Source organism: Bacillus litorisediminis (genome assembly GCF_022808645.1).
Lineage (GTDB): Bacteria > Bacillota > Bacilli > Bacillales > JC228 > Bacillus_BF > Bacillus_BF litorisediminis.
On sequence record NZ_JAKZKT010000019.1, the window covers coordinates 59789 to 84418 of the forward strand.

Below are 24630 nucleotides of genomic sequence, written 5' to 3' on the forward strand. Positions count from 1 at the left end.
AAAGCGCCTTCAACCCTTACAAAATATATGGAAAATACAATCATTTATAACAGAGAAAAATACCTAAACTGTTTTCGTAAATCGGCACTTATGATCTAATCGGTTTGTTTTAATAGTAACGATTCTTTAGAATTTTGTCGATTGATAAAATAACCAAAAATATTGATTTTACATGAAAATAGGTGTATAGTAAAGATATATTTCATATTTTTTGTTAAATAGTATATGGAATAGGTCGTATCTTCTGATGAGGCGAAGGCAAATGTTGATGGCCTTTTCTCAAGAGCTACGCCTTTTTTTATGGGTAACTCCGCTTTGGTAAGAATGATAAACGTATATCATTTTTGAAGGAGTAATTTCATAAACTTATGGGTAGTCTATTTTTAAATGAATCAGCTTTTCAAAATCTCATTGGGGGTGTAGGCTTGTTTAATCGCAGAAATCAGGAAGAAGTTGAAAAAGTAGAAACCAAAGTATGGGTTTGTACTTCAGATGATTGTAATTGCTGGGTACGCGATAATTTTAAAAGCAGTGAAGTGCCGGCTTGTCCTATTTGTGAAAGTGAAATGGAACAAACAACAAGGGTTATTGAAATTCTGCATAATCCAAGTTCCGCAATCTGATTTTTTTGCCCCCTCGGTCAACGGCACTATGAGAATAATGTTCAACTCATTAATTAAGATAAAGGCATTTCGCCTTTATCTTTGTTTTATGTACATACATATCTATTTGAGCAGCAAGGTATAGGAGGAAACATATAAATGAACCGTTTAGAAGCGGGAACTTTAGTCAGGCTTCAGGCTGAGCGAGAAGCGCCATTCGGTTATTTCTTATCAGATGGAGATGAGAGTGTATTACTGCACCAAAATGAAATAGACGAGAAGATTGAACTGGGTCAGGAAGTTACTGTTTTTTTATACCATGACAAACAAGGAAGGCTAGCCGCTACAACAAAAATTCCAGCAATCCAAAAAGGCCGTTATGGCTGGGCGGAGGTGGTAGATGTAGTAAAAAAATTAGGTGTATTTGTCAATATAGGAATCAATAAAGATATTTTGGTTTCATTAGATGATTTGCCATTATTAGAGCACTTATGGCCAAAAGAAGGGGACCGACTATTTCTATCATTAAAAAGTGACCGCAATGGAAGATTGTTTGGACAGTTAGCAACAGAGGATATCATTCGTCAAATGGCGAGAAAAGCACCAGAATCGATGAAAAACCAAAATATAAGCGGACGAGTTTACCGTTTATTGAAGGTAGGGTCTTTTGTTTTAACGGAAGATGGGTATAAAGGATTTATCCATGAATCGGAGCGTATTGAGGAACCAAGACTGGGAGAATTGGTAAAAGGGAGAGTAATAGGGGTCAAACCCGATGGATCGCTTAATCTTTCTTTGATTCCTCGTGCCCATGAAAAAATGGATCGGGATTCAGAGGTTATTTTATCGTTTATGGAATCACGCAATGGTGCCATGCCCTATACCGATAAAAGTCAGCCCGATGATATTCAGCTGCGATTTGGCATGAGCAAGGCTGCATTTAAACGGGCCTTAGGCCGTCTTATGAAAGCTGACAAAGTGGTGCAAAGAAATGGCTGGACCTATGTGGTTAAGAACGAACCACCAGAAAAACAGAACTAAAAAAGTATTGTGAAAATCGAGCTTGAGGGAATAAAAGTCCCCAAGCTTTTTTTAATATGTGGAAGTAATTAATCTAATGTTTCAAGTGTGTCTTTCCACTTTAAATAAGTAGCCTCACAATGTGATGGAAAGATCAATATATTTTTATTTTTTGAATGTAATTGATTTAGCTTAGTAAAGGTTTTTACATACGCGTGCCAATCCTCAATTGCTAAACGTGCAAATGGAAGCGGAAGTGAATGTTGTTCGATCGATCTTAATGACCAGCTGGCATCTGCACACAATAACACCCATCTTCTTTTAGTTTTAAGGAAAACGCCATATTGATAATTTGTATGTCCTGGAAGATGGACCGCGTAAACTAAAGAATCCCCAAATAAATCATACCCTCTAGTGAAGGGAAATAGTTCGTCTGGAAGCCGAACTAAAGAAGTATCTTCCACAAATGAGAACGGAAAATTGGGTGGTACTAAGTCGGGAAGATAAGCCCGTTTTAATGCTTTCAACCCTTTCTTGTCTCTTACAGACTCCCATTCTTGTTTTGAACAAATCTTTTGTGTATCTTTAAAAAAATAAAGACCGCCTAAATGATCGGCATGAAAATGAGAAATCAAAACAATATCAATTGGGGGGAGGCTTATCTTAAAAGAGAAATCATCACAAAGTTTTACAGGAGTTACGAATCGATACAAACGATAGGGGAACTTTTTACTAGCGGAAAAATAAGCAGAATCGTACCCAGTATCAAATAGAATATTCCCTTTTTGCGGATGATAAAATGAAAATATTAATGCAGGAAACGATTGTTTCTTCCATGGATTTGTATGGTCGGTCAATTTTCCGAGCTGAAAGCATTCACCGGTTTTGTATATGTTTAGGCTAGAAATATAACTTGCAGTAGTTTTATCCATAATTTAGGTCTCCTTTTTGAAGTACTCCTTTTCTAAAGTATAGTGAAAATTTAAGGTGAATTGTAAAAAATTATGTTTTTTAAAAGTTATAGACATGAAAAAAACGCCTATTAGGAAAACTGAAATTTCGTGGTATCAGCTGTCCTAATAAGACGTTAATTGTTTAGAAGGAATTCTAAATATCAATTTTTCTATGGTTTTAATAGAAAATAAAACCTAAAACAATGAAAGCCCTACCTCTCTTTCATCCTTACGGCTCCTAGACCGCGCCAGTGTGGATCAGGTTATCTACCTGTTAAAGCTTAAACTTACATGTTTGATTCTAAACATTTCACCGTTATTTTTTGGAAACTGTAACTTGAGGCTGATGTTTGAATATATGAATGGTTTAAGAAGAGTGAAAAAACATGAAGGTGGAATCGCCGAAGGGTAACTTTAATAGAAAAGGCGGCGTGTAAAACGCCGCCGAAACATTATTGTCCTTACGCTTTTACAACGTTCGCAGCTTGAGGTCCGCGGTTGCCTTCAACGATTTCGAAAGTAACTGTTTGACCTTCTTCAAGTGTTTTGAAACCTTCGCCTTGGATTGCTGAGAAGTGTACGAATACGTCGTCTCCGCCTTCTACTTCGATGAATCCAAAACCTTTTTCTGAATTAAACCATTTTACTTTACCAGTGTTCATTAAAAAATTCCTCCTAAATCTGTTTAACCATCACCCATTAAAAATCAAACGAAATGAAAAACCGTGATTGCGATAAGCTGTCATTTAAGTAAATCATCCAACTTACGAAATCACGGCTTACATCTATTTAGTCTTTATTGTATTAACGAGAACATGGTGTATTAAGTAAAACATAAATAGAGGTGTAAAGTCAAGCGGACTTACAAAAGTCTTCCAAAAAAAAGACAAGCTTCACTTAAATTTTTATAATCGGGGTAGCATTCCTTTTAGACGATGCTTTCAGCATGTTACTAGACTAATACGGCTAAAATTGTGAAGGGTTTAAAGAAATTATTGCTTGAGCCTGAACAAATTCAAGCAATCTAATAATGAGGTCAGAAAGAAAACTTAGCGACGATTTGAGCTTTAACCTCTAATTGTCCAGGTTCAATTGGGGTAGAAACACTTTTCACCATGGCAGCAGTTTCAAAAGGGATTGGCGGCTGTCTTTGTACAGTCCATTCAGCTACAGAAATAGGAGTTTGATGGAGACTGACACCAGCTGCAGAAGCAATCGTCATCGCTTTTTCTTGCGCATTTTTAACAGCAAGTGTAAGGGCCTGGTTATAAAAAGCGGATTGATTGTCTAATGAAAATTGAATTGTTGAAACCGTGTTAGCACCGTTTTGCACTGCAGTATCAACAACTAATCCAACTTTTGATACATCCTGAATCTTGACTTTAATTAAATTGGTTACGCGATATCCTCTAAACTTTTGTTGCCCATCTTGAAAATCATATTGCAGATCAATTCGATATTCGTCAGTTTGAATGTGTTCCTTAGGAATTCCAAGTTCATGAAGTGCTTGTATTATATTGGCCATGGCAGCAGAGTTTTGGTTTAACGTTTCCGTTAATTCAGCCCCTTCCGATATAACACCAAGTCTAATAATGGCAATATCAGGCAGAACTGCAACAGTTCCTTCGCCAAGTACTTCTATTACCCGATGCTTTGTAGCAGATTGGTTATGAGAGGGATAACGGTAAAACATGGACTGGTAGTGCATTCAATAAAACCTCCTAGATCCTTCTTTTCCCTATATTTAATGTAAAGTTAATTGTCCTGTGACTCCTTTTAAATGTAAAACGCTCTGTTAAGTCTTTGTTGATTTTTTTCTACGATCGTAATGAGCATAAAATCCATGACACCTCCAGATGTACAAATTTTCATAAATTCAAATGGGACATTGTAATATGCGACTTAATCTTTAGTTCGAATCATTTTCATCCATTATGTAAAGAGAAAGATCACAAAAAAGGGAAGAGTGGGTGAAGTCTAGTACTTTTTTAGTAAAAAAGAAATATAAATCTTAGGGGGGCCATTTTGCGTTTATCAAATATACATCCAATCTTTTATCATACAAGGATTGGACAGAAACGTTTTTTTCGTTTTATCAGGGATTGGAATGACCGTGGAAGCTTTGCCAGGACAAAGTGTCAAGAGAAGCTTCCATTCAGTGTTAAACGACATCAATCGCTGTTAAGAAGAAAATTGGGAAATAGTGCTCCTGGGTTGCAAGAAAGCAAGATTACCAATTTAAAGATAGCACAAAAAGCAATCGATGGAATTTTGATTCGTCCAGGGGAGGTATTTTCTTTTTGGCAATTAGTTGGAAAACCATCAAGAGATAAGGGATATACCGAAGGAATGCTATTATCAAGAGGTGAAGTAACGTCAGGAATCGGGGGCGGTTTATGCCAGATGGCCAATCTTTTATACTGGATGGCGTTACATACACCATTGACGATTACGGAACGTCATCATCATAGCTTTGATCCATTTCCAGATAGCGGAAGAGTCCTTCCATTCGGAAGCGGCGCCGGTGTTTTTTATAATTATGTTGATTTTCGTTTTAAAAATGAAACTAATCAGATTTTCCAAATTAATGTATGGTTGACAGAGAAGCATCTCAAAGGATCCATTCAAACGGATCAAGAATGGCCATTATCCTATCATATTGAAGAAAGAAACCATCGTTTCCTGCAGAAGGATGGAAAGAATTATCGGGAAAATGAGATTTGGAGAAAAACCGTCGATGTGAAGACAGGTAATATCATTGATACCGCCTTAATTATTAAAAATTTTTCCGAAGTAAAATATGAGATTCCCGGAAACGTGCTAGAAAACTGATCGAAATAAGTCGGTCAGTTTTTTTCATTTTCATTATTTTGAGACAAAGAATGAGTACATACGAGTTAATAGTTGATGGTTTTTCAATTTTAATGGATAGTTTTTTACATTATTAAACATTCCAAATAATTAAAGTAGAACGTTTGGTTCATTTTTCCAAATATGGGATTTTTAAAGCATTTAAGTTAGAACTAATAGACTAAGTTTTTTATATAAAACTTGATAAACACTTATTTTTAATGGTGAATTTTTACTAAAAATCGTAAAATGAGCTACTAATAAAGATTCATTTTTAGAAAATTCTGTAATTTAAAGACAGCAATCGACAGAATCAACCCTAATATGTAGTTTAGGCTAGAGTTAACACCAAGATTTTACATAGGTGAAATATCAAGGAAAGGAGGATAGCCGACATTTATTTATTTATTAAAAGGAGTGAAAAGGGTTGAAAAAAGCGAAACCGAAAAATTGGTGCCGACAGTTGATTCTATTTACCATGATCCTCACACTAATGATGCCTACACCAATAAGCTTTGCTGCCAGTGAACACTCTACCTCAGTCAATGACAATCAAGCCAACACAATTGCCAACAAAGTTCATTCAAAAGTAATCGATACTTTTAAGGATCAGGAATATGTAACTTACCTAGTTAAGATGAAAGAACAAGCTGATCCGCAGAAAGCTGCTGCAGAAGCAGTGCAAAAGGCTGAAGCTAAAAATGCTACAGCTGCCAGCCAAAAACTAATGAAACGTTCTGCAGTTGTTTCAACCCTAAGAGGGAAAGCACTTGAAACACAAGCCAGTTTAAAAGAGGCTTTAGAAGCTGCAAAGAAAAATGGGTCTGTCAAAGACTATCAATCTTTTTATATTGTGAACGGATTAGCTGTTACTTCGACAAAGGAAGTAATGGAAAAAATCGCCGCTTTCACAGAAGTTGAAAAAATACTTCCAAATGAAACGAGACAGCTATTTACTCCTACTGTTACAAAACAAGACCAGGTAACAGCAGATGGCGAGATACAATCAATCGAATGGAATATCAATCAAATTGGTGCACCAGCTGTTTGGAATATGGGTATCGATGGAACGGGGGTGGTCGTTGCATCAATTGATACGGGCGTTCAGTGGGACCATCCAGCTCTGGTTGAAAAATATCGAGGCTATGACCCTGCTAATCCGACACAGCCAAATCATGAATATAACTGGTTTGATGCAACTGCAGGGCAAACTGTTCCATATGATGATCAAGGACACGGTACGCATGTTACCGGAACGATGGTCGGGAGTGAACCAGATGGATCTAATCAAATCGGTGTTGCTCCTGGAGCAAAATGGATTGCCGTAAAGGCATTCACTGCTGCCGGTGGTACCGATGTCGATTTGCTTGAAGCAGGTGAATGGATTTTAGCTCCAAAGGATGCTGCAGGCAATCCTCATCCTGAAATGGCGCCAGATGTTGTAAACAATTCATGGGGAGGCGGTCCCGGACTTGATGAATGGTACCGGCCAATGGTGCAAGCTTGGCGTGCAGCTGATATCTTCCCTGAATTTTCAGCGGGTAATACAACAATATTTAACCCAGGCGGTCCAGGTTCTGTCGCAACTCCTGCCAATTATCCTGAATCCTTTGCAACAGGGGCTACCGATTCGCAAAATCGTTTGGCAAGCTTTTCATTAGAAGGGCCATCACCTTACGATGAAATTAAACCCGAAGTGACAGCACCTGGAGTAAATATTCGTTCATCAGTCCCTGGTGGAGCATATGAAGGAGGATGGAATGGAACTTCTATGGCAGGACCACATGTTTCAGCTGTCGTGGCTTTGCTTAAACAAGTTGATGCCAGCTTAACCGTTGATGAAATTGAACAAATTCTGCTCAATACAGCGACTCCTTTGACAGACAGCGAATACCCGCAATCACCGAATAATGGGTACGGCTATGGACTGGTAAGTGCATTTGATGCTGTCTCTTCTGTTGTGAACGGGCTAGGAAGAGTGAAGGGATCCGTAACGAGAGCAGGAGAAGATGTAACAGCACCTGTCGTAGAGCATCAAAGTCCTGCTGAAGTATTCTCCGGCATGGAAGTGCCGTTACAAGTCCAAGTACAAGATGATATCAGCGTGATTTCGGTAGTGCTTCGTTATTTAAAACAAGATGGAACCTGGGCTGAAGTTGAAGCTGCCAGAATCTCAGGTGATTATAAAGCTGGAACCTACCAAGTTGCGATTCCTGGTGAGGATGTGGCCGAACCTAACCTTCAATATGAAATTGTGGCTACTGATTTTGGCGGAAATCAGACATCAACAGACATCATTGATGTCCCAGTTCTGCCAGGAATATCAGTAGGTTATGAACAAGATTTCGAGGCAACTCCAGCAGGCTGGACTTCCTATGGAACAAACAATACATGGGAGTGGGGAGTTCCTACATCAGGTCCAGGCAGTGCCTTCTCTGGTGAAAAAGTATATGCGACAAATCTCGAAGGAAACTATGATAACAGAGCAAATATGAATCTTGTAATGCCGCCAGTTGATATGCCAGCAGAGGGAAATGTATATCTCCAGTTTAAACAATGGTACAACTTAGAACGAAACTACGATTATGGTCATGTTTTCGTTTCGACAGACTTGGAAAACTGGGTGCAAAAGCTAAGAATTAACAATGTTTCAAACGGTTGGATCGATGGTGAAGTTGATTTAAGTGAATATGCCGGTCAACGAATCTATGTAGCCTTTAATGTAACGACCGATGGAAGTGTACTTCGCGAAGGCTGGTATATAGATGATGTCAAATTAACCAATACCCCATTAACAACAAGTACCCAGAAAGGCACTCTTGGCAACGTAGAACAAAAAGGAGAACTAGGCATTTCGGAACCTTCTGAAAGTGAAAAGGCATATGTGGATCCGAACAAAATTGTACCTGCTGAAAAAGAGGAAACTGCACCAGTGACTGATAAGTCAGTTACACCTCAAGCATTGCCAATGAGTGCAACAGTTACCGTTGTTGAAACTGAGCGATCAACCCAAACGAACCCGCAAGATGGAAGCTTTGAACTTACACATGCAGCTGGTGCATACACATTGATAGCAGAAGCTTACGGATATAGACCTGTTACCCAAACAGTGGATATCCCTCGGGATGGAGAAGTGACAGCAAACTTTGTACTTGAAGAGCTTCCGCAAGGAACAGTTTCCGGAACGGTTAAAAATGAACAGACTGGAAATCCAGTTGAAGGTGCTACAGTTTACCTTATTGAAGATGCGGCAGTTGCCCCAGTCACAACGGATGCAAACGGAAACTTCTCATTAGTCGCCTATGAAGGGACTTATACAGTTAAGGTGTCTGCACCTTCTTACTACAGTGAGGAAATCCAAGTAACAGTAGAGGGTGATCAGGAAATTGCCTTAGATGTACAACTTAAGCCATTTATAGGCTATCCAGGAGAAATTGGCTATGATGATGGAACAGCAGAAAATGCAAGAGCCTTTTATGATGCTGGAAACGGCTGGGCTGTAAAAATGACGCTTGAAAATGGTCAGACTCAGGCAATATTGAGGGGAGGGCTATTCCGCTTCTGGGATACAACTTGGCCGGATCCGGGAGCAACGGATTTTGCAGTTGAAGTCTATGATGCGTCGGGTACAGATGGCGCTCCAGGTCAAAAATTGGCCGGTCCTATTAGTGCAACAGCCTTACGAAATGGTGATTGGACACAAGTGGACTTAAGTCAGCACGGAATCGTAGTACCGAGCGAATTCTATGTCGTCTATGTCCAAACAACTCCATATCCTAATTCACCTGGTCTTGGAACAGATGAAAATGGGGATAATGCGGGCAGAAGCTGGCAATTAGTAGGCGGGGCATGGAGTCCTGCTCCCGAGGCTGAAGGAAACTATATGATCCGTGCTTTAGTAGATTATGAGGTGACAGCACCAGTTATCACATCGCCAACTACGAACAGCTTTACCAATCAGCAAGAGGTCGTAGTAGAGGGTACAACCGCAGCTAACTACACGGTTCACCTTTATAATAACGGGGAAGAAGCTGCAGTGGTTCAATCCAATGAGGAAGGTGTGTTTTCTGCAAATGTTACCCTAACAGAGGGTGCCAATAGTCTGACTGCTAAAGCAGCTAGTGATAATGGGATGACCGATTCATCAGAGCCAGTTGTAGTTACTTATGATGCAACACTCCCTACATTATCGATTGATGCACCGGAAGACGAACTGAAAACAAATCGTGAAGTTATTACTGTCAGCGGCTTGGTGGATGATGTTAACTTAGCGTCTGTCACTGTAAATGGCCAAAATGCAGCTGTATCAGACGGAAGTTATCAGCATCGCATTATTCTAAATGAGGGTGAAAATGTGATTGAGGTTATTGCTTCCGACTTAGCTGGAAATACGACAACTAGTACTGTTACTGTAGATGCTAAGTTTAGTATTGCTGAGATTGAAAATCTGATGCCTGCAGAAGATAAAGAATTAAAAGCAGGGGAAACCGTTCAAATTGAATTCGACAGTGAGCCAGGTTTGGACACTACCTTTGTTATTCACATGCCATTAACCAATGTAACCAACACCACTGAACTGCCAATGACGGAAGTTTCAGAAGGACATTATGTTGGCTACTATACAGCTACGAAGAATGTCAAAGCTGAAGGTGCAATGATTGAAGTGATTGCCAGGGATGAATATGGAAATGAAGCCCGGAAATCTGCACCAGGTAAGTTGTATATTAATGCGAAGAAAAAATGAAGATGAGCAATAGAGGCCATCGCAGTTTGTTGCGGTGGCTTCTTTTTTAATCTTTTATAGGTGCCTTCTTGGAGCTACATCCGGCAACAAGGTTAATCCAACAAATGAATGATTCCAATAATCCGGTGATGTTTAGTCCATATTAATGAAGGAAAAGACTCTTTTGAAGTGAGGAGATATCAAGTGGTTCAAAATAACATGAAACAATATAAAGTAGTAAGAGGCCCTTATAAAGACAAAGCACAAGGTTTAAAGTTTGGTTATGAATATACATCTGGCAATAAGGTGATACCTGGCAAGAAAAAAAACCAGACGGAAAATTAAAAAGCCTGATATTTAAGGAAACCCGTTGTTAAGCATGTTGCAAAACAGACAAAAGCCATCCTTCATTAAGTGGATGGCTTTTGTTTGTACTCAGCCTGATAAGAATTCTTTCAAGCATGGACAGAGAGTAATGTATCGGCATAACCGACTAGCCGATTGATTAGTTCATCCGAAACCGCATAAATAAGGTGATGGAGAGATTCATCGTGTAATAAGGGATCGTCAAAGATAATCGTGGTATTAATAAAAATTTCACGATTTCCATAAAGATTGTAGTGGATGATCACCTTTCCTGCTGCTCCCCCTGTTTGTGGATCCTTGTAATTAGGAAGAAATACATACCACTCTTCAGCAGTGGCAGATCGGAAGTTTTTAGTAAAAGTCATGCCGCTGATTTCTTCTGTAATTTTGGTTTTTAGGGAATCAGGAATTATATCTATGATTGGCTTATTCATTTAAAACTACATTCCCCACTAAGGTCTATTCTGCCGGTGCAGCTTCAACTGCGATTTGATATGCGTCAAGAATGGATTCTTTTATATTCGGATCCGTAATCCCAACGACATATTGTTCGTCTCCTTCGTCCTCTACACGGAAAAGCAGGGTTTCGTCATTTTCTCCTCTGAGTAAGGCGTACAGCTGATCTTCCATATCGAACAAAGCTTCTACTGCATATTCTTTTTCCTGACCATTCTCATCCTCTATAATTACAATATCTCTTTCATCATCATATCTCACAAAAATCCCTCCTTAAGGTCTGTTTTACTATCCCCTAAATTGTGACTTTTTATGGGTAGTAAATAATAGGGGAAAGATTATGTTGTATACGTATTTTAAAAAGGAAGCAAACTATTGCAAACTCAAAAGATGAAATCGTAATGAACTTCACTTATAATGTAGAAATGTGTCTGAAATATTTAAATATAAATACGCGGAGGATAAAAATATGGCACAATCCTTAATCGAACCAAAAGTAAAAGAGATTCTCGAGGATAAAATTCAATATATAAAAACAGATAAAGGTGCAATCTATTTAGTCGGACCCATCCAATTACCTGTTAATTTGTATGGAGAAACTGTTATTTTTAAATGGTATTGCTGGCTGAACTGTGATGAAGCTACGGAAGACATCAATCGGATTATTGAAAAACTCTCATCCAAAAATCTTGCTGAATTTCAGCAATCCAGTGTGTTAGTTTATGGGGATTTTCAATATAAGGATGATGCTCTGATCCGCTTTCATTCTATTTGTCATACTGGGGACATTTTTGGAAGCAAAAGATGTGATTGCGGTTTTCAATTAAAGCAGTCGATGAAAATGATAGTCGATCATGGAACTGGAGCTTTATTTTATTTAGCCAATCATGAAGGCAGGGGGATTGGATTATTTAGTAAAGCAATGGCCTATCTTCTTCAGGAAAACGGATACGATACAGTAGAAGCAAATCTGCATCTAGGTTTTGCAGATGATACCAGAAACTATAGTGATGCCATTGCTGTATTAAAAGCATTACGTTCAAAACCAGTAACCCTTATTACCAATAACCCCAAAAAGCTGAAGGCATTACAGGAAGCAGGCATGGATGTTTCGGGGAGGACGGCTTTATGGGGCGACATATCGGAGTACAATGAGAAATATTTACAAACCAAAATCAACCGTTCTGGACATCTGAAAGACGAGGGAACATGCTGTAATGACTAATCATGAATTTTATATGAGACTTGCACTTGAGAATGCTCAGGCTATGAAAGGGCAAACAGATCCGAATCCATTAGTAGGTGCAGTGATTGTGAATGATAATCGAATTGTTGGAATTGGGGTGCATTTAAAAGCAGGGGAACCGCACGCTGAGATCCATGCCATTCGAATGGCTGGTGAAAAGACAAAGGGTGCGACCATTTATGTAACACTGGAGCCATGTTCACATTATGGAAGAACTGGGCCGTGTGCAGTTGCCATTGTGGAGGCTGGTATAAAAAAAGTGGTGATTGCCACACTTGATCCAAACCCAGTCGTATCCGGCAATGGAGTAAAGATTTTAAAAGATGCCGGAATTGAAGTGGTAATTGGGGTTTGTGAAGAAGAATCGAGACGGATGAACGAAGTATTTAATAAGTTTATTGTGGAGAAAAAACCATTTGTTACATTAAAAGCAGGAAGTACGTTGGATGGGAAAATTGCAAGCTATACTGGAAGCAGCAGATGGATCACATCCGAGGAAGCACGCTATGATGTCCACCTGCTTCGCAGTCAGAATATGGCTATATTAGTTGGGATCAATACGGTTTTAAAAGACAATCCTGAACTGACAGCGAGGATTCCAAATGGCAGAAATCCGATTCGTGTTGTTATGGATTCTTCTTTAAAGATTCCCATGGATACAAAAATCGTACAAGACAATGAAGCAGAAACATGGATTTTTACCACTGAAAAACATGACAAAGAGAAAAGAAAACAATTAGAGGATAAAGGTATTCAAATATTTGTTACTTCAGGTATAAATCACGTAAATCCTAGCGATGTAATACATAGATTAGGAGAAAAATTGGTATCTTCCGTTTTGATTGAAGGCGGAGGATCGATTCATGCTGCTTTCTTAGAGCAGCATTTAGTAGATAAAGCAGTGATTTATATGGCACCCAAATTGATTGGAGGAAAGAATGCTCCTACATTTATAGAGGGACAAGGCATTATGGAAATGAGTGATGCCATTGAATTATCAGATGTAACGATTAAACCGATTGGCAAGGATTATAAATGGGTCGGCTATCCAATCTATAAAGAGCTAATTAAACACTAAGACTTGAACCTCTTATAATTTTCGTGAGAATAACGGTAAACACCCTTTTTTTGTATTATTTGACCAAGAATATTCAATGGAAAAGTGACATAATCGTGTCACTTTTTTTAATTTTAAAGGGTTTACAATTTTAGCCAACGAGCGTTAGTTGAATAGGTTTTTATCCGAAAGCTGAAACTACAAAAAAACTAAGGGTGGTTCGGGCAGATGGAAATGGACAATTCATTAACTTCACATGAAATTTTAACATCGGCTGAGATAGGTAAGCTTTGGGCCACATATATGGGGAATAGCATGGCCAAACTGATTGTTCAATTTTATTTACAGCATGTTGATGACCCCGACATTCAACATGTACTTGAGTATGCTTTAGAAATAACCGAGGAAATTCTGCAAAAAATTACTTGCATCTATGAAGAGAAAAATCACCCGATTCCATCAGGTTTTACCAAGGATGATGTGAACCTTAATGCCCCAAGACTGTTTCTTGATGAATTTTATCTTCACTATTTGAAATACACTGCAAAAGCGGCGATGAGTCTGTATGCCACCGCTGTTCCTTTAATGACAAGAGAAGATACAAGAGAAATATATACTTACTGTATAACAAAGACAGTAGAGCTTATGAATCGTGTAAATAAACTTTTACAAGCCAAAGGCTTAATCCAATATCCGCCAATCATTCCGATTCCAAAACATGTTGATTTTGTAAAAAAGCAGCAATATTTACATGGTTTTTTCGGAAATGTAAGACCCCCGCATGCTTTAGAAGTAACGCATCTTCATGATAATATTGAAAATAACGTAACTTCGAAAGCACTGCTGATTGGATTTACTCAGGTGGCAAGGGATGAAGAAGTGAAGGATATTTTGGTTAGGGGAAAGGAACTGACTGAAAAACATATAAGCCGATTTTCCGAGATCTTGAATAGGAGTCACCTACCTTCAGCTCCCCGACTTGATCATTTATTCACAACATCAACTGAGTCTCCATTCTCGGATAAAGTGATGTTATTTCATAAAATTGATATGTTTTCCATGAAAATTAGAGGATATGGAAATGCAATCTCTTTAAACGGAAGACGTGATATTGGTGCCATGGCTGCGAGATTACTTTTAGAAACTTCCCTATATGTAGAGGATTTAGGAAATCTCATAATAGAAAAAGGCTGGCTGGAACAAATGCCTCAAGCACCAGACAGGGATTCCATTGCAAATGAATAAAATAAGAATATGTAAGGAAAATGGGTAATCCTAATTCAAAGGATTACCCATCTTTGTTTTCTCAATATTAGTGGGTGAACATTCTCTGGAACCGGAGTAGCAAGAAGTTCATTCATGAGGGAATTTAGCCATGTTAATTGGAGCTGGGCTATTATAAGGAGAACTGGTTCATCCATTCCCAATTTGATTTATGACTACTATAAAATAAACTTCTGGGTTTAATGCTCGATCTTCACCAATGTATGGTTCATAAGCTTTATTGGTTCCAGAAAATCAAGTAGGAATGACAATTACATTATCTTTTACTTTATTAATTGACTATACTAATAACTATTAGTTTTTATAGAGTTTGCATTTTTACATACTCGAAAAATAAAGAAAATAGAGGTATAATAGGTTGTTGTGGAAGGATTGCTGATTTTCCATTCCTAATTTCTAGCCATTTCAGCTGACACATTAAAAGCAATTCTTTTCCATGATTTGATGCAGATTCAATATTGAAAGAGAGTGGTATAGATGGGCCGTAAATGGAACAATATTAAAGAAAAAAAAGCAGCAAAAGATGCGAATATTAGTAGAATCTATTCTAAGTTCGCTATTGAAATATATGTAACTGCTAAACAAGGAGAGCCAGATCCAGAGGCGAATCAGGCTTTAAAGTTTGTGTTGGAACGTGCTAAGACGTACAATGTGCCCAAAAATATTATCGATCGCGCTATTGAAAAAGCAAAAGGTGCTGGAGATGATAATTATGATGAACTTCGTTATGAAGGTTTTGGACCTGCAGGATCTATGATTATCGTTGATGCTTTAACCAATAACGTCAATCGGACTGCTTCAGAAGTACGTGCAGCATTTGGCAAGAACGGCGGTAATATGGGTGTAAGCGGCTCTGTTGCTTACATGTTTGACCGAACCGCTGTATTTGGCCTAGAAGGAAAGTCTGCTGATGAGGTTCTTGAAATTTTAATGGAAGCAGATATCGACGTACGCGATGTGTTAGAAGAAGACGAAACCGTTATTATTTATGCAGAACCAGATCAATTCCATGCTGTACAAGAAGCGTTAAAGAATGTAGGTATTACGGAATTTACTGTAGCGGAAATATCCATGCTGCCGCAAAACGAGGTAACTTTGCATCCCGAGGCACAAGCTCAATTTGAAAAATTAATTGATGCCCTCGAAGATTTAGAAGATGTTCAGCGTGTTTACCATAATGTAGATTTAGGAGAATAAACGAATTGCAGTCCCCTGATCTCAATGAGATAAGGGGCTTTTTTATAGGGGTAACTTACAGACGTTAGTTATGAACAGGATGGATCATATATAGCAGTTTCAAGATATTATGAAGGAAAGTTTGGACCAATAGCTGTAATATACATACATCTGATGTAAATTTATAATAAAAGAAATAAACAAGTAAGGAGATGTTCATATGTCCATCTATTCATTTCAAGCTAATCTAACCAATGGTTCGAAAATCAGTCTTGAAGAGTTTAAAGGAAAAGTGCTATTAATTGTAAACACAGCCAGTCAATGCGGACTGACACCTCAGTATGAAGGACTTGAAAAATTATATCAAACGTACAAAGATGATGGTTTTACGGTACTTGGATTTCCCTGCAATCAATTTGGCGGACAAGAACCTGGGACAGATGAAGAAATCAGAAATTTTTGTACAGTAAATTATAATGTGACTTTTCCGCTGTTTCAAAAAATAGAGGTGAACGGTGAAAAGGCTCATCCTTTATTTAGTTATTTAAAATCGAAAGCTCCCGTTGACTCTGTACAAGAAGTCTTAAGTGAAGATTACCAGGAAACAGCAAGAGATACTTTAGATTCAAGCATACAATGGAATTTCACCAAATTCTTAATCAATCGGGAAGGTACTGTCTTAAAACGTTTTGGGCCAGCTACTAAACCTGAGGAAATTGAAGAAGATATCAAAAAATTATTGTAAAGCAGTACTCCCATTTGTCCTTCATGATTCCTATGAATCTTTCAGGAACGTTATTGCATTCTTTATATTACAATGCTATGTTAGTACAGAATTAAACAAATGGGGGTACTTACATAATGGGTAATATACTGCATAAAAGACCTATTGTATTTGCATGTTTGTTAATATCGCTAGCTTTTGTAATAACGGCGTGCAGCAGTACTGGAGCAGATGAGCCGAATGCAACGGGTACTTGGGATCAAATAAAAGAAAAAGGGACGATTATAGTTGGAACAGCAGGAACTCTTTATCCAGCCTCTTATCATGATTCAGAAAATGATCAGTTAACAGGTTTTGATGTAGAGGTCGTTCGCGAATTGTCAAAAAGAATGGGACTTGAGGTAGAGTTTGTCGAAATGGCATTTGACGGAATGTTAACTTCTTTAAATAGCGGTACGATCGATATCGCAGCAAACGATATTTCTATAACAGAGGATAGAAAAGAAAAGTTTTCTTTCTCGATTCCTTACAAATATTCCTTTGCAACAGCGATTGTGAGAAAAGATGATTTATCTGGAATTAAAACGATTGAAGATATTAAAGGGAAAAAGGCTGCTGGGGAGGCGACCACCATTTACATGGATATTGCCCGAAAATACGGGGCAGAGGAAGTTATTTACGATAATGCAACGAATGAACAATATTTGCGGGACGTATCCTCTGGCAGAACAGACATTATTATAAATGATTATTATTTACAAAAACTAGGTCTTGCTGCCTTCCCTGATTTTAACATTACCATTCATCCTGATTTAAAATTTGAAACTCCTGATGAGGGGGTAGGCTTGATTATGAAAAAAGAAAATGAAGAATTAAAGAAACAGATTGATCAAACTTTGCAGGAAATGTTAAAGGATGGAACAATCAGTGAACTGTCGAAACAGTTCTTTGACGGGGAAGACGTTACTAAGAAACGAGAAATAAACTACTAAACTCACTTTTTGAGCGGGTCTATTCTCGTAGTTAAGGGAATATGACCCGTGAATTATGTAACGAAATGGGAGAGGAACATGGAAAACATTCAATGGGAATATATTTTTGATTTGAAGCTGGCCATCGAGTCCTTTCCTTATGTCATTCAAGGTATTGGTTATACCTTATTGATATCTTTAATCAGTATGTTTTGCGGTCTAATGATCGGTTTTTTATTAGCTTTAGGCAGGATGTCAAAGAACATTTTCCTGCAAATTCCAGCAAGAACCTATATATCTTTTATGCGTGGGGTCCCGATTCTTGTTATTTTGTTCATCCTTTATTTTGGTTTTCCGATTATCGGGATTCACTTTTCCGCTATCACTGCTGCTTTGATTGGTTTCAGCCTCAATAGTGCAGCCTATATGGCTGAAATTAATCGTTCCGCGATTGCCGCTGTTGAAAAGGGGCAATGGGAAGCCGCCTCATCTCTTGGGCTAACCTATTGGCAGACAATGCGCAGTATCATCATCCCCCAAGCAGCAAAAATAGCTGCACCACCTTTGTCTAATGTACTTCTCGATTTAATTAAAAGCTCGTCGTTAGCAGCAATGATTACAGTACCCGAATTGTTTCAAAAAGCGAAAATCGTCGGAGGAAGAGAACTTGATTATATGACGATGTACATATTGGTTGCATTGATTTATTGGGGAATATGCTCAGTTATCACTGTTTTCCAGAATAAGTTGGAAAGAGATTTGAAGTAATTTTTGTTTATAGGATCCTTAAAAGATGGAAAATAAAAAGGAGAAGTTATCTATGGCTTCTCCATTTTTATTTTCAATTTGGCTAGATAATTATTACCATTATATTTCTGTATCTTTTGGCAATACCCAAGCTGCAAGAAGATATCCAATTACACAGGGTATAACAACAGTACCCAAAGCTAACACGATGAATCCAATTCTAGTTATAGCCGGGTCAATTCCAAAATAATCTGCAACTCCTGCTAATACTCCGCTGAGTTTCTGATCTTTCGTAGACTTATACAATCGCTTTTTATTCATTTTAACCTCCATATGTTATCTTGTTACTACTATCTATTTTATAATGGTTCCTTCGATGTAACTGAAGCACACATCATCCCAAAATATGTAGGTGCTTCATAGGAAAGAAAATCGATTTGACGAATACCTTTTGGTATCGCACCAGCTAGAATCATGGTTTGCCATATTCCATCGGGTTTAGCGGCTTCAATAAACTCTTTGTCGAAATGAGCGATTTTTTCAAGCTCATTGTTTTGAGTATATTGTACCACTAATTTGTCTAATTCCTTTGCTGCATGATCAAAGCCATATGGCCCCTCCTCATCATGGGTATGTGACCAGTCACAGCTTGCTACAAGCGCAACTCTTTTAGCAGCAGCCTGAACAGCTTCTCTTAATGCTTCACCGAAATGATAATGGAAATCAAAAGACAATTCTCTCGGTGGGGTGACGACAACTATTGGTACATTTGGCATAAATGCTAGTGGAACAATTACCCCCCAGTCCATCGGTAAACAGGATATAGGTCCAGCACTCGTTCCATAATTAATCAATGCTAGAGGAATATTATTTTTCATAGCAGTTTGTGCAATGGAATTTGCCAGCTCACGGTCGACTTTTCTTTCTAACTCATACTGTGCATCATTTTCCTCAACAGAACCAACCATTCTTTCACTGTTCGTGATAGAAAATTGTCCATTTACCCTGACACCATGAGGAGTTAAAACGATGATGGTATCGGGGTTTGCAGCTTCCATTTCTTTTCCAATCACATATAAACTTTGACGAGTAGTTTTCATTCGTTCCGGCTCTTGACGGCTTAACTCAGGTATGATTTCTCCGCCATGAGGGGTCATACATGCGTAAACAAAGGGATTCGTTTTCATAGTAATTCACTCCTATATTTATATACCTTCATAATTCTAATAATCATATGGTAAATCCTTTTTCGGGGCTTCTAGGATTTTAAGGAATTCAACAGTATTGATAACAGCAATGAAAAAAAGTTGGTATTTCTCAGTAATCAGGACATTCTGTCTTTGAATATAGGTATGTAGAGAGACTTTAAGGAATGAGGTGTACACCCCGTGAGTAATTTACCCCCAGAACATACGAATTTGAAAGCATATCAGCCGTTTCATGGACGTTTTGATCCTTGCCGGCCAATTGGGGTCAAATTTTATTCAACACCGCCAAATCTTTATTTAGGTTTTCAGCCACCGAATCTTGAGCAATTTCCGCCAGATGTTGCCTTGAAAAAAGGAACCTTATGGCCAGCTTTATACGACTTTTATGACAACCCTTATGAGGCAAAAGGGAGGTAAGGTAATGGCACATCCACAGCTACCTCAAGAGTACTATGATCTGTTAGAACAAATCCAGGCAGCTGATTTCGTTTTAGTAGAATTAACGCTTTATTTGGATACACACCCCGATGATTTAACTGCCATGCAGCAATTTAATCAATATGTCCAATATAGCAAACAGCTTAAGCAGATGTTTGAAGAAAGGTATGGTACTCTGCAGCAATTTGGAAATAGTTACACAGATGCAAATTGGAGCTGGGGCACAGCTCCATGGCCGTGGCAAGTATAATATCGGAAAGGAGTTTTCGAGATGTGGTTCTATGAGAAAAAGCTCCAGTATCCCGTTAGAGTAAGTACATGTAACCCAACGCTCGCCAAATATCTAATTGAACAATATGGAGGGGCGGATGGAGAACTAGCTGCTGCACTACGATACTTAAATCAGCGTTATACGATTCCGGATAAAGTCATTGGGTTATTAAATGATATTGGGACAGAGGAATTTGCTCATTTAGAGATGATTGCTACAATGGTTTATAAGCTGACTAAGGATGCTACACCTGAACAAATGAAGGCGGCAGGACTAGGTGATCATTATGTGGATCATGATAAGGCTCTTTTCTATCACAACGCAGCAGGTGTCCCATTTACAGCGACGTTTATCCAGGCCAAGGGCGACCCAATAGCAGACCTGTATGAGGATATTGCCGCTGAAGAAAAAGCACGAGCCACCTATCAATGGCTAATTGATATATCCGACGATCCAGATTTAAATGATGGCTTGCGTTTTCTTAGAGAAAGAGAAGTTGTCCATTCACAAAGATTCCGTGAAGCAGTTGAGATCTTAAAGGATGAACAAGGACGGAAAAGGTTTTTTTAAATATTCCACTAAAAAAGCCAGTTGCTTGGCTTTTTTACTTTGTATATTACCTTAATTTGTCATTATTGAATAATTTATTATTTTTTGGGTAACAATGTGTAAAAAAATGGAAAGAGTGTCCTGCGTTGAATCTTTGCATTTTATTCACCATTCTATATGTGATTGCTGCTTGGAAATGGGGGGACTGGAGGCATTGGCGAGACTACTATCCCACCATTCTTTTTTTCGTAATAGGAGATTTGTTATATCAATTTATGCTTCATGACTACTCCATGTGGGAGTTCGTACCAGTGGGACTCCAACAATTCAATATAACCCATACGCATGTTGCTCTTATGGAAATGATTATTAAATATCCTTGCACCATCCTTCTTTATTTAGGCAATTTTCCAAAAACCAGACTGAAACAAATAGCTTTCATTGGACTATGGATATCCATCTTTACACTGGAAGAGTGGTTTAAACTTTTGCAAGGCAGCATGATTCATGATCATGGCTGGGGGATAAAGTGGTCTATATTATTTAATATGGTTATGTTTACGCTTCTCGCCGTGCATCATAGACGCCCACTTATAGCTTGGGGTTTTTCAGGATTATTTATTGTCTTTTTATTTAATGCACATCAGGTTCCTATTTCCATTTTTAAATAAATAGCAGAAAGATTGCTCAATAACCTGACCATCCTTTGATATTAATCCTAAATGGACAGTCACCTTTTTCTCTGTCTTTCAATAAGGTAGAGAAGGAGGAGACGAAAATGGGACGTCTGTTGAATCGAAACGATATGAATCTTGAGTTAGATGATTGGCAAAAGCATGCCTTCCTTATGTTTCACTCTAAAATAGCGGATAAAGAGCGTAAATTTCCCTGTATTCCAGCCATTCAAGGGTATGTTTTAGATCAATTGCGTTATGGTTTTGTTGCTGATCCGAGAACAGAAGATGCTATAAAGGAAACAGCTTACTTTCTTAAAGAATATGGTCAGTGTTCCAAGGATATAGGGGAATACAGTGCTTTAATTCTATTCTATAAAACTCCTTATGATCTTCAAATTTTAACAACGGTAAAGTTGTTTGAACAAATATTTTGGAACCTTCTTAATAAAGTGAGCACTTTAGATACAAAAGAATGGCCTAAGAGCGTTTCTCCTGACCCCTCCCACTTTTCATGGGAATTTTGTTTTGAAGGGGAGAGGTATTTTATCTATTGTGCAACACCTGCACACGAGCACCGATATAGCCGGTATTTTCCTTACTTTATGCTAGCCATTACACCAAGATGGGTACTGAATCATTTCTTCACAACTAATCAAGCTTCCGGCAAAATAACGGAAGTGATTCGAGAGAGACTTGTAAAATATGATAAGATGCAGCCACATCCTGATTTGAAATGGTATGGGCAAGAGGATAATCATGAATGGAAACAATATTTCTTACGGGATGACAACACTGGTATGTCATCGTGCCCGTTTCATTATAGGCCGGGAAAAGGAAGGAATGAACAATATTGATTGTCATTCTTTTTTTATTTCAATACAGGTTCTTTATACTGTAAGAAAGAAAATGATATAATTTTTAAAAATATCAAAATAAAGGAGTAAACTAAATGGCTTTGGATCCTAAACCAGTAGTTAAAGCAGAGATGTTAATTAGAAAACCAGCAGAAAACGTATTTGAAGCTTTTGTTGATCCGGAAATTACCACAAAATTTTGGTTTACCAAAAGCAGCGGAAGATTAGAAGAAGGGAAAAAAGTGAAATGGGAATGGGAGATGTACGGGGTTTCTGGTGAGATTCTCGTAAAGGAACTGGTACCAAATAAACGTATTCTTATCGAATATGCCGATGATGGTACCAAGGTTGAATGGAACTTTACCGTCCGTACAGAGAACGAAACATTTGTGACTATTAAGCATTTTGGGTTTACAGGAAATGATGAGGATATCGTTAATTACGCGATTGATTCAATGGGAGGATACACCATGGTTCTTTGCGGGTTAAAAGCATTTCTCGAACATAATATCCTCTTAAACCTTGTTGCGGATAAGGCTCCTGACGCTCACGTAGCTCGCTAAGGAGTGTCACCGACAAAAAGTGGGCAAAACGTTGGATATATTCAGAATTTATTCAAATTATGACAAGGAGTGGGAGGAAATCGACTATATTGTCAGAAGTATGACAGAAGATATTGCGAAAGTTGTATTAGGCTGGAAATATGAGTCTCCCCAAGATTTGTATAATAGTGAAGTAACGAAAGAAAATATAGTGGAATTAATGGAGCAAGGATACCTTGGAGTCGTAAATGAAAATAACCAGGCTGTTGCAAATTTCAAGTTAGTTATGATAAAAAATTCGAATACCTAGGAAACAATAAATTAAAAAATATTTTCCGGGAAAGCGCAGAATTAGACAAGTATCAACGTTTTATTTAAATAAATTGAGTAAAAATTGTGTCAAATGCTGTCAATTTTTAATAAAAGAAGGCGTTTCAGGATGGGAAATGCGAAGAAAGTACTTTCTACAGGAGAGTACTTTTTTTATGTCGAAGAATAGGAAGGTTAGTACTACATATTTAATCGCATAGTGTTAGATAAGGAGGTAATGTCTATGAAAGAAGGAATATCTTATTTATTTTTATTGTTGACATTGTCTTACTTATTATTTTGGACACTTGCCAATCACTTTGGCACCAACACGTATGTTTTGGACTACTTACTGGCAATGATTGTAACTCATTTAATATTAGAAAAAAATCCATGGTTACCGGAGCTTTTATATAAAAAACCTAAGAAAGAGGAAGAGTTATTTGATGGAATATCAAATGAGGAATATGAGGGAATCAATCATTCAAAAGTGACTAGCATCCGAAAGAAGGATAAAAGCAATGTACGGTATAATGAGTTTGTGCATAATGTGCAGGTAGGTGAACGATTTGATATTCATTATAATAAGAATCGGTACTTGATTCGCCAAACAAAAAATGGTTACATTTTAACTAGGGAAATGGATGGGTATACCCAAGTATTTAAAACCGTCGATGACCTTTTTAGAAAAGGGAAAATCGATAATAAATATGTAAAAGATATTATTGATCAGGTTAATTAATGATTCAAAATGTACAGTAGGTGAAGGGAAGTTTTTTATGAAATTTGATTCGAACTATATGATCACAATGAAAGACATTGTAAGAGAAGGAGATCCGATATTAAGAGAGGTTACAAAAGAAGTACCTGTTCCGCTTTCTGAGGAAGATCAGGAAATCATGAATTGTATGCTGCAGTATATAAAAAATAGTCAAAATCCTGAAAGATCGAAAGAGTATCAGCTTCGTCCGGGGGTAGGATTGTCTGCCAATCAAATTGGATTGAATAAAAGAATGTTCGCTGCTTATTTTACCGATGAAAAAGGCGATCAGCATGAATATACCCTTTTTAATCCAAAAATTATCAGCCATTCGGTATCCATGATTTACTTGCCTGATGGAGAAGGCTGCCTCTCTGTAGACCGGTCAGTACCAGGTTTTGTACCAAGATATGAACGAATCAAAGTAAAGGCGTACAATATGGAAAATGAAGAAGTAGTAATTAAGTTAAAAGGGTATGCGGCGATTGTAGTCCAACATGAAATCGACCATTTAAATGGAATTATGTTCTTTGATCGAATTAATAAAGAAAACCCATTTAGCCTTCCGGAAAATGTATCAATTAAAAGTGTCTATTAAACCAATATTAGGCAAATTCTTTAATGATGCAGCTTTTTTAATAACATTGAAGATGGAACGAGAAATTAAGGATTTACGAAATATAAGAGCTAGTTAAGGAGCTTGGAGTCAACTCCAAGCTCCAGACTGTAGACAAACTCGATAATATCGAGTTTGCCTACAGTCTTTTTTGATTTACAATATTTATAATGAGATATCTAGAGGTGATGGATTATGATGACGAGAAACAATAATATTGAAAGAGACCAA

Annotated in this window: 28 protein-coding genes; 21 read left to right on the top strand and 7 right to left on the bottom strand. The window is 37.8% G+C overall.

The window, feature by feature from the left end; translation table 11 throughout:
* Nucleotides 1-368 precede the first annotated feature (368 nt).
* Both MLE14_RS11545 and MLE14_RS11550 read left to right on the top strand, forming a co-directional pair.
* Nucleotides 369-623, top strand: coding sequence for a cold-shock protein (locus MLE14_RS11545; RefSeq protein WP_313897756.1), 255 nt, complete (start codon nucleotides 369-371; stop codon nucleotides 621-623).
* Nucleotides 624-761: 138 nt separating this feature from the next.
* Nucleotides 762-1643, top strand: a complete 882-nt coding sequence (locus tag MLE14_RS11550; RefSeq protein ID WP_243298526.1) for a CvfB family protein — start codon at nucleotides 762-764, stop codon at nucleotides 1641-1643.
* 68 nt (nucleotides 1644-1711) lie between these two features.
* Here the strand turns inward: MLE14_RS11550 and MLE14_RS11555 are convergent, their stop codons facing one another.
* The 3 genes from MLE14_RS11555 to MLE14_RS11565 all read right to left on the bottom strand — a co-directional run bounded on the left by MLE14_RS11555 (nucleotide 1712) and on the right by MLE14_RS11565 (nucleotide 4283).
* Nucleotides 1712-2554 carry an MBL fold metallo-hydrolase gene (locus tag MLE14_RS11555; RefSeq protein ID WP_243298527.1) on the bottom strand — a complete coding sequence of 281 codons (843 nt, stop codon included), beginning with the start codon at nucleotides 2552-2554 and terminating at the stop codon, nucleotides 1712-1714.
* A gap of 482 nt (nucleotides 2555-3036) precedes the next feature.
* Nucleotides 3037-3237, bottom strand: coding sequence for a cold-shock protein CspD (gene cspD / locus MLE14_RS11560; protein ID WP_243298528.1), 201 nt, complete (start codon nucleotides 3235-3237; stop codon nucleotides 3037-3039).
* 374 nt (nucleotides 3238-3611) lie between these two features.
* Complete coding sequence (locus MLE14_RS11565) at nucleotides 3612-4283, bottom strand: SIMPL domain-containing protein (protein WP_243298529.1); 672 nt, start codon at nucleotides 4281-4283, stop codon at nucleotides 3612-3614.
* 317 nt (nucleotides 4284-4600) lie between these two features.
* Between MLE14_RS11565 and MLE14_RS11570 the strand changes: the two genes are divergently transcribed.
* The 3 genes from MLE14_RS11570 (at nucleotide 4601) to MLE14_RS11580 (ending at nucleotide 10493) form a co-directional block, all read left to right on the top strand.
* Nucleotides 4601-5407 (top strand): VanW family protein, encoded by an 807-nt coding sequence (locus tag MLE14_RS11570; RefSeq protein WP_243298530.1) that lies wholly within the window; start codon nucleotides 4601-4603, stop codon nucleotides 5405-5407.
* 496 nt (nucleotides 5408-5903) lie between these two features.
* Nucleotides 5904-10169, top strand: a complete 4266-nt coding sequence (locus MLE14_RS11575; RefSeq protein WP_243298556.1) for a S8 family serine peptidase — start codon at nucleotides 5904-5906, stop codon at nucleotides 10167-10169.
* Between the two features lie 183 nt (nucleotides 10170-10352).
* Entirely contained in the window at nucleotides 10353-10493 is a 141-nt protein-coding gene (locus tag MLE14_RS11580) for a hypothetical protein (RefSeq protein WP_243298531.1), read from the top strand.
* A 110-nt stretch (nucleotides 10494-10603) separates the two neighbouring features.
* Here MLE14_RS11580 and MLE14_RS11585 read toward each other — a convergent pair whose 3' ends face one another.
* Both MLE14_RS11585 and MLE14_RS11590 read right to left on the bottom strand, forming a co-directional pair.
* A complete protein-coding gene (locus MLE14_RS11585; RefSeq protein ID WP_243298532.1) occupies nucleotides 10604-10948 on the bottom strand; it encodes a hypothetical protein in 345 nt (114 codons plus the stop codon).
* Nucleotides 10949-10973: 25 nt separating this feature from the next.
* Nucleotides 10974-11231 carry a DUF1292 domain-containing protein gene (locus tag MLE14_RS11590; protein ID WP_243298533.1) on the bottom strand — a complete coding sequence of 86 codons (258 nt, stop codon included), beginning with the start codon at nucleotides 11229-11231 and terminating at the stop codon, nucleotides 10974-10976.
* A 208-nt stretch (nucleotides 11232-11439) separates the two neighbouring features.
* Here MLE14_RS11590 and MLE14_RS11595 point away from each other — a divergent pair, with 208 nt between their 5' ends.
* The 7 genes from MLE14_RS11595 to MLE14_RS11625 all read left to right on the top strand — a co-directional run bounded on the left by MLE14_RS11595 (nucleotide 11440) and on the right by MLE14_RS11625 (nucleotide 18196).
* Nucleotides 11440-12195: a GTP cyclohydrolase II gene (locus tag MLE14_RS11595; protein ID WP_243298534.1), complete on the top strand. Its 756-nt coding sequence runs from the start codon at nucleotides 11440-11442 to the stop codon at nucleotides 12193-12195.
* A complete protein-coding gene (ribD, locus tag MLE14_RS11600) occupies nucleotides 12188-13294 on the top strand; it encodes a bifunctional diaminohydroxyphosphoribosylaminopyrimidine deaminase/5-amino-6-(5-phosphoribosylamino)uracil reductase RibD (protein ID WP_243298535.1) in 1107 nt (368 codons plus the stop codon). The genes MLE14_RS11595 and ribD overlap by 8 nt, the downstream gene beginning before the upstream one ends.
* Before the next feature lie 207 nt (nucleotides 13295-13501).
* Nucleotides 13502-14518 carry a DUF3231 family protein gene (locus tag MLE14_RS11605; RefSeq protein WP_243298536.1) on the top strand — a complete coding sequence of 339 codons (1017 nt, stop codon included), beginning with the start codon at nucleotides 13502-13504 and terminating at the stop codon, nucleotides 14516-14518.
* Nucleotides 14519-15034: 516 nt separating this feature from the next.
* Entirely contained in the window at nucleotides 15035-15754 is a 720-nt protein-coding gene (locus MLE14_RS11610) for a YebC/PmpR family DNA-binding transcriptional regulator (protein WP_243298537.1), read from the top strand.
* A gap of 199 nt (nucleotides 15755-15953) precedes the next feature.
* Nucleotides 15954-16478, top strand: coding sequence for a glutathione peroxidase (locus tag MLE14_RS11615; RefSeq protein WP_243298538.1), 525 nt, complete (start codon nucleotides 15954-15956; stop codon nucleotides 16476-16478).
* 116 nt (nucleotides 16479-16594) lie between these two features.
* Nucleotides 16595-17449, top strand: coding sequence for a transporter substrate-binding domain-containing protein (locus MLE14_RS11620; protein WP_243298539.1), 855 nt, complete (start codon nucleotides 16595-16597; stop codon nucleotides 17447-17449).
* A gap of 78 nt (nucleotides 17450-17527) precedes the next feature.
* Nucleotides 17528-18196, top strand: a complete 669-nt coding sequence (locus tag MLE14_RS11625; RefSeq protein ID WP_243298540.1) for an amino acid ABC transporter permease — start codon at nucleotides 17528-17530, stop codon at nucleotides 18194-18196.
* Nucleotides 18197-18295: 99 nt separating this feature from the next.
* Here the strand turns inward: MLE14_RS11625 and MLE14_RS11630 are convergent, their stop codons facing one another.
* Nucleotides 18296-18496, bottom strand: coding sequence for a PspC domain-containing protein (locus MLE14_RS11630; protein WP_243298541.1), 201 nt, complete (start codon nucleotides 18494-18496; stop codon nucleotides 18296-18298).
* 38 nt (nucleotides 18497-18534) lie between these two features.
* Complete coding sequence (locus tag MLE14_RS11635; protein WP_243298542.1) at nucleotides 18535-19362, bottom strand: DODA-type extradiol aromatic ring-opening family dioxygenase; 828 nt, start codon at nucleotides 19360-19362, stop codon at nucleotides 18535-18537.
* A 201-nt stretch (nucleotides 19363-19563) separates the two neighbouring features.
* Between MLE14_RS11635 and MLE14_RS11640 the strand changes: the two genes are divergently transcribed.
* The 9 genes from MLE14_RS11640 to def all read left to right on the top strand — a co-directional run bounded on the left by MLE14_RS11640 (nucleotide 19564) and on the right by def (nucleotide 24381).
* Nucleotides 19564-19800, top strand: a complete 237-nt coding sequence (locus MLE14_RS11640; protein ID WP_243298543.1) for a spore coat associated protein CotJA — start codon at nucleotides 19564-19566, stop codon at nucleotides 19798-19800.
* A 4-nt stretch (nucleotides 19801-19804) separates the two neighbouring features.
* Nucleotides 19805-20071 carry a spore coat protein CotJB gene (locus MLE14_RS11645; RefSeq protein ID WP_243298544.1) on the top strand — a complete coding sequence of 89 codons (267 nt, stop codon included), beginning with the start codon at nucleotides 19805-19807 and terminating at the stop codon, nucleotides 20069-20071.
* A 21-nt stretch (nucleotides 20072-20092) separates the two neighbouring features.
* A complete protein-coding gene (locus MLE14_RS11650) occupies nucleotides 20093-20662 on the top strand; it encodes a manganese catalase family protein (protein ID WP_243298545.1) in 570 nt (189 codons plus the stop codon).
* A gap of 125 nt (nucleotides 20663-20787) precedes the next feature.
* A complete protein-coding gene (locus tag MLE14_RS11655) occupies nucleotides 20788-21312 on the top strand; it encodes a CBO0543 family protein (protein ID WP_243298546.1) in 525 nt (174 codons plus the stop codon).
* A 107-nt stretch (nucleotides 21313-21419) separates the two neighbouring features.
* Nucleotides 21420-22172: a YqcI/YcgG family protein gene (locus MLE14_RS11660; RefSeq protein ID WP_243298547.1), complete on the top strand. Its 753-nt coding sequence runs from the start codon at nucleotides 21420-21422 to the stop codon at nucleotides 22170-22172.
* Nucleotides 22173-22267: 95 nt separating this feature from the next.
* On the top strand, nucleotides 22268-22735 hold the full coding sequence (locus tag MLE14_RS11665; protein ID WP_243298548.1) for an SRPBCC family protein: 468 nt from the start codon (nucleotides 22268-22270) through the stop codon (nucleotides 22733-22735).
* 31 nt (nucleotides 22736-22766) lie between these two features.
* Complete coding sequence (locus MLE14_RS11670) at nucleotides 22767-23024, top strand: hypothetical protein (RefSeq protein ID WP_243298549.1); 258 nt, start codon at nucleotides 22767-22769, stop codon at nucleotides 23022-23024.
* 243 nt (nucleotides 23025-23267) lie between these two features.
* Nucleotides 23268-23765, top strand: a complete 498-nt coding sequence (locus MLE14_RS11675; RefSeq protein WP_243298550.1) for a hypothetical protein — start codon at nucleotides 23268-23270, stop codon at nucleotides 23763-23765.
* Between the two features lie 37 nt (nucleotides 23766-23802).
* Nucleotides 23803-24381: a peptide deformylase gene (gene def / locus MLE14_RS11680; RefSeq protein WP_243298551.1), complete on the top strand. Its 579-nt coding sequence runs from the start codon at nucleotides 23803-23805 to the stop codon at nucleotides 24379-24381.
* Nucleotides 24382-24630: the final 249 nt, after the last annotated feature.

What these genes read in the sequence shown, in the direction of transcription:
- MLE14_RS11545 (WP_313897756.1), top strand. Translation starts at nt 369, where the DNA reads ATGGGTAGTCTATTTTTAAATGAATCAGCTTTTCAAAATCTCATTGGG.
- MLE14_RS11550 (WP_243298526.1), top strand. Translation starts at nt 762, where the DNA reads ATGAACCGTTTAGAAGCGGGAACTTTAGTCAGGCTTCAGGCTGAGCGA.
- MLE14_RS11555 (WP_243298527.1), bottom strand. Translation starts at nt 2,554, where the DNA reads ATGGATAAAACTACTGCAAGTTATATTTCTAGCCTAAACATATACAAA.
- cspD (WP_243298528.1), bottom strand. Translation starts at nt 3,237, where the DNA reads ATGAACACTGGTAAAGTAAAATGGTTTAATTCAGAAAAAGGTTTTGGA.
- MLE14_RS11565 (WP_243298529.1), bottom strand. Translation starts at nt 4,283, where the DNA reads ATGCACTACCAGTCCATGTTTTACCGTTATCCCTCTCATAACCAATCT.
- MLE14_RS11575 (WP_243298556.1), top strand. Translation starts at nt 5,904, where the DNA reads ATGATCCTCACACTAATGATGCCTACACCAATAAGCTTTGCTGCCAGT.
- MLE14_RS11585 (WP_243298532.1), bottom strand. Translation starts at nt 10,948, where the DNA reads ATGAATAAGCCAATCATAGATATAATTCCTGATTCCCTAAAAACCAAA.
- MLE14_RS11595 (WP_243298534.1), top strand. Translation starts at nt 11,440, where the DNA reads ATGGCACAATCCTTAATCGAACCAAAAGTAAAAGAGATTCTCGAGGAT.
- ribD (WP_243298535.1), top strand. Translation starts at nt 12,188, where the DNA reads ATGACTAATCATGAATTTTATATGAGACTTGCACTTGAGAATGCTCAG.
- MLE14_RS11605 (WP_243298536.1), top strand. Translation starts at nt 13,502, where the DNA reads ATGGAAATGGACAATTCATTAACTTCACATGAAATTTTAACATCGGCT.
- MLE14_RS11610 (WP_243298537.1), top strand. Translation starts at nt 15,035, where the DNA reads ATGGGCCGTAAATGGAACAATATTAAAGAAAAAAAAGCAGCAAAAGAT.
- MLE14_RS11615 (WP_243298538.1), top strand. Translation starts at nt 15,954, where the DNA reads ATGTCCATCTATTCATTTCAAGCTAATCTAACCAATGGTTCGAAAATC.
- MLE14_RS11620 (WP_243298539.1), top strand. Translation starts at nt 16,595, where the DNA reads ATGGGTAATATACTGCATAAAAGACCTATTGTATTTGCATGTTTGTTA.
- MLE14_RS11625 (WP_243298540.1), top strand. Translation starts at nt 17,528, where the DNA reads ATGGAAAACATTCAATGGGAATATATTTTTGATTTGAAGCTGGCCATC.
- MLE14_RS11630 (WP_243298541.1), bottom strand. Translation starts at nt 18,496, where the DNA reads ATGAATAAAAAGCGATTGTATAAGTCTACGAAAGATCAGAAACTCAGC.
- MLE14_RS11635 (WP_243298542.1), bottom strand. Translation starts at nt 19,362, where the DNA reads ATGAAAACGAATCCCTTTGTTTACGCATGTATGACCCCTCATGGCGGA.
- MLE14_RS11645 (WP_243298544.1), top strand. Translation starts at nt 19,805, where the DNA reads ATGGCACATCCACAGCTACCTCAAGAGTACTATGATCTGTTAGAACAA.
- MLE14_RS11650 (WP_243298545.1), top strand. Translation starts at nt 20,093, where the DNA reads ATGTGGTTCTATGAGAAAAAGCTCCAGTATCCCGTTAGAGTAAGTACA.
- MLE14_RS11660 (WP_243298547.1), top strand. Translation starts at nt 21,420, where the DNA reads ATGGGACGTCTGTTGAATCGAAACGATATGAATCTTGAGTTAGATGAT.
- MLE14_RS11665 (WP_243298548.1), top strand. Translation starts at nt 22,268, where the DNA reads ATGGCTTTGGATCCTAAACCAGTAGTTAAAGCAGAGATGTTAATTAGA.
- MLE14_RS11675 (WP_243298550.1), top strand. Translation starts at nt 23,268, where the DNA reads ATGAAAGAAGGAATATCTTATTTATTTTTATTGTTGACATTGTCTTAC.
- def (WP_243298551.1), top strand. Translation starts at nt 23,803, where the DNA reads ATGAAATTTGATTCGAACTATATGATCACAATGAAAGACATTGTAAGA.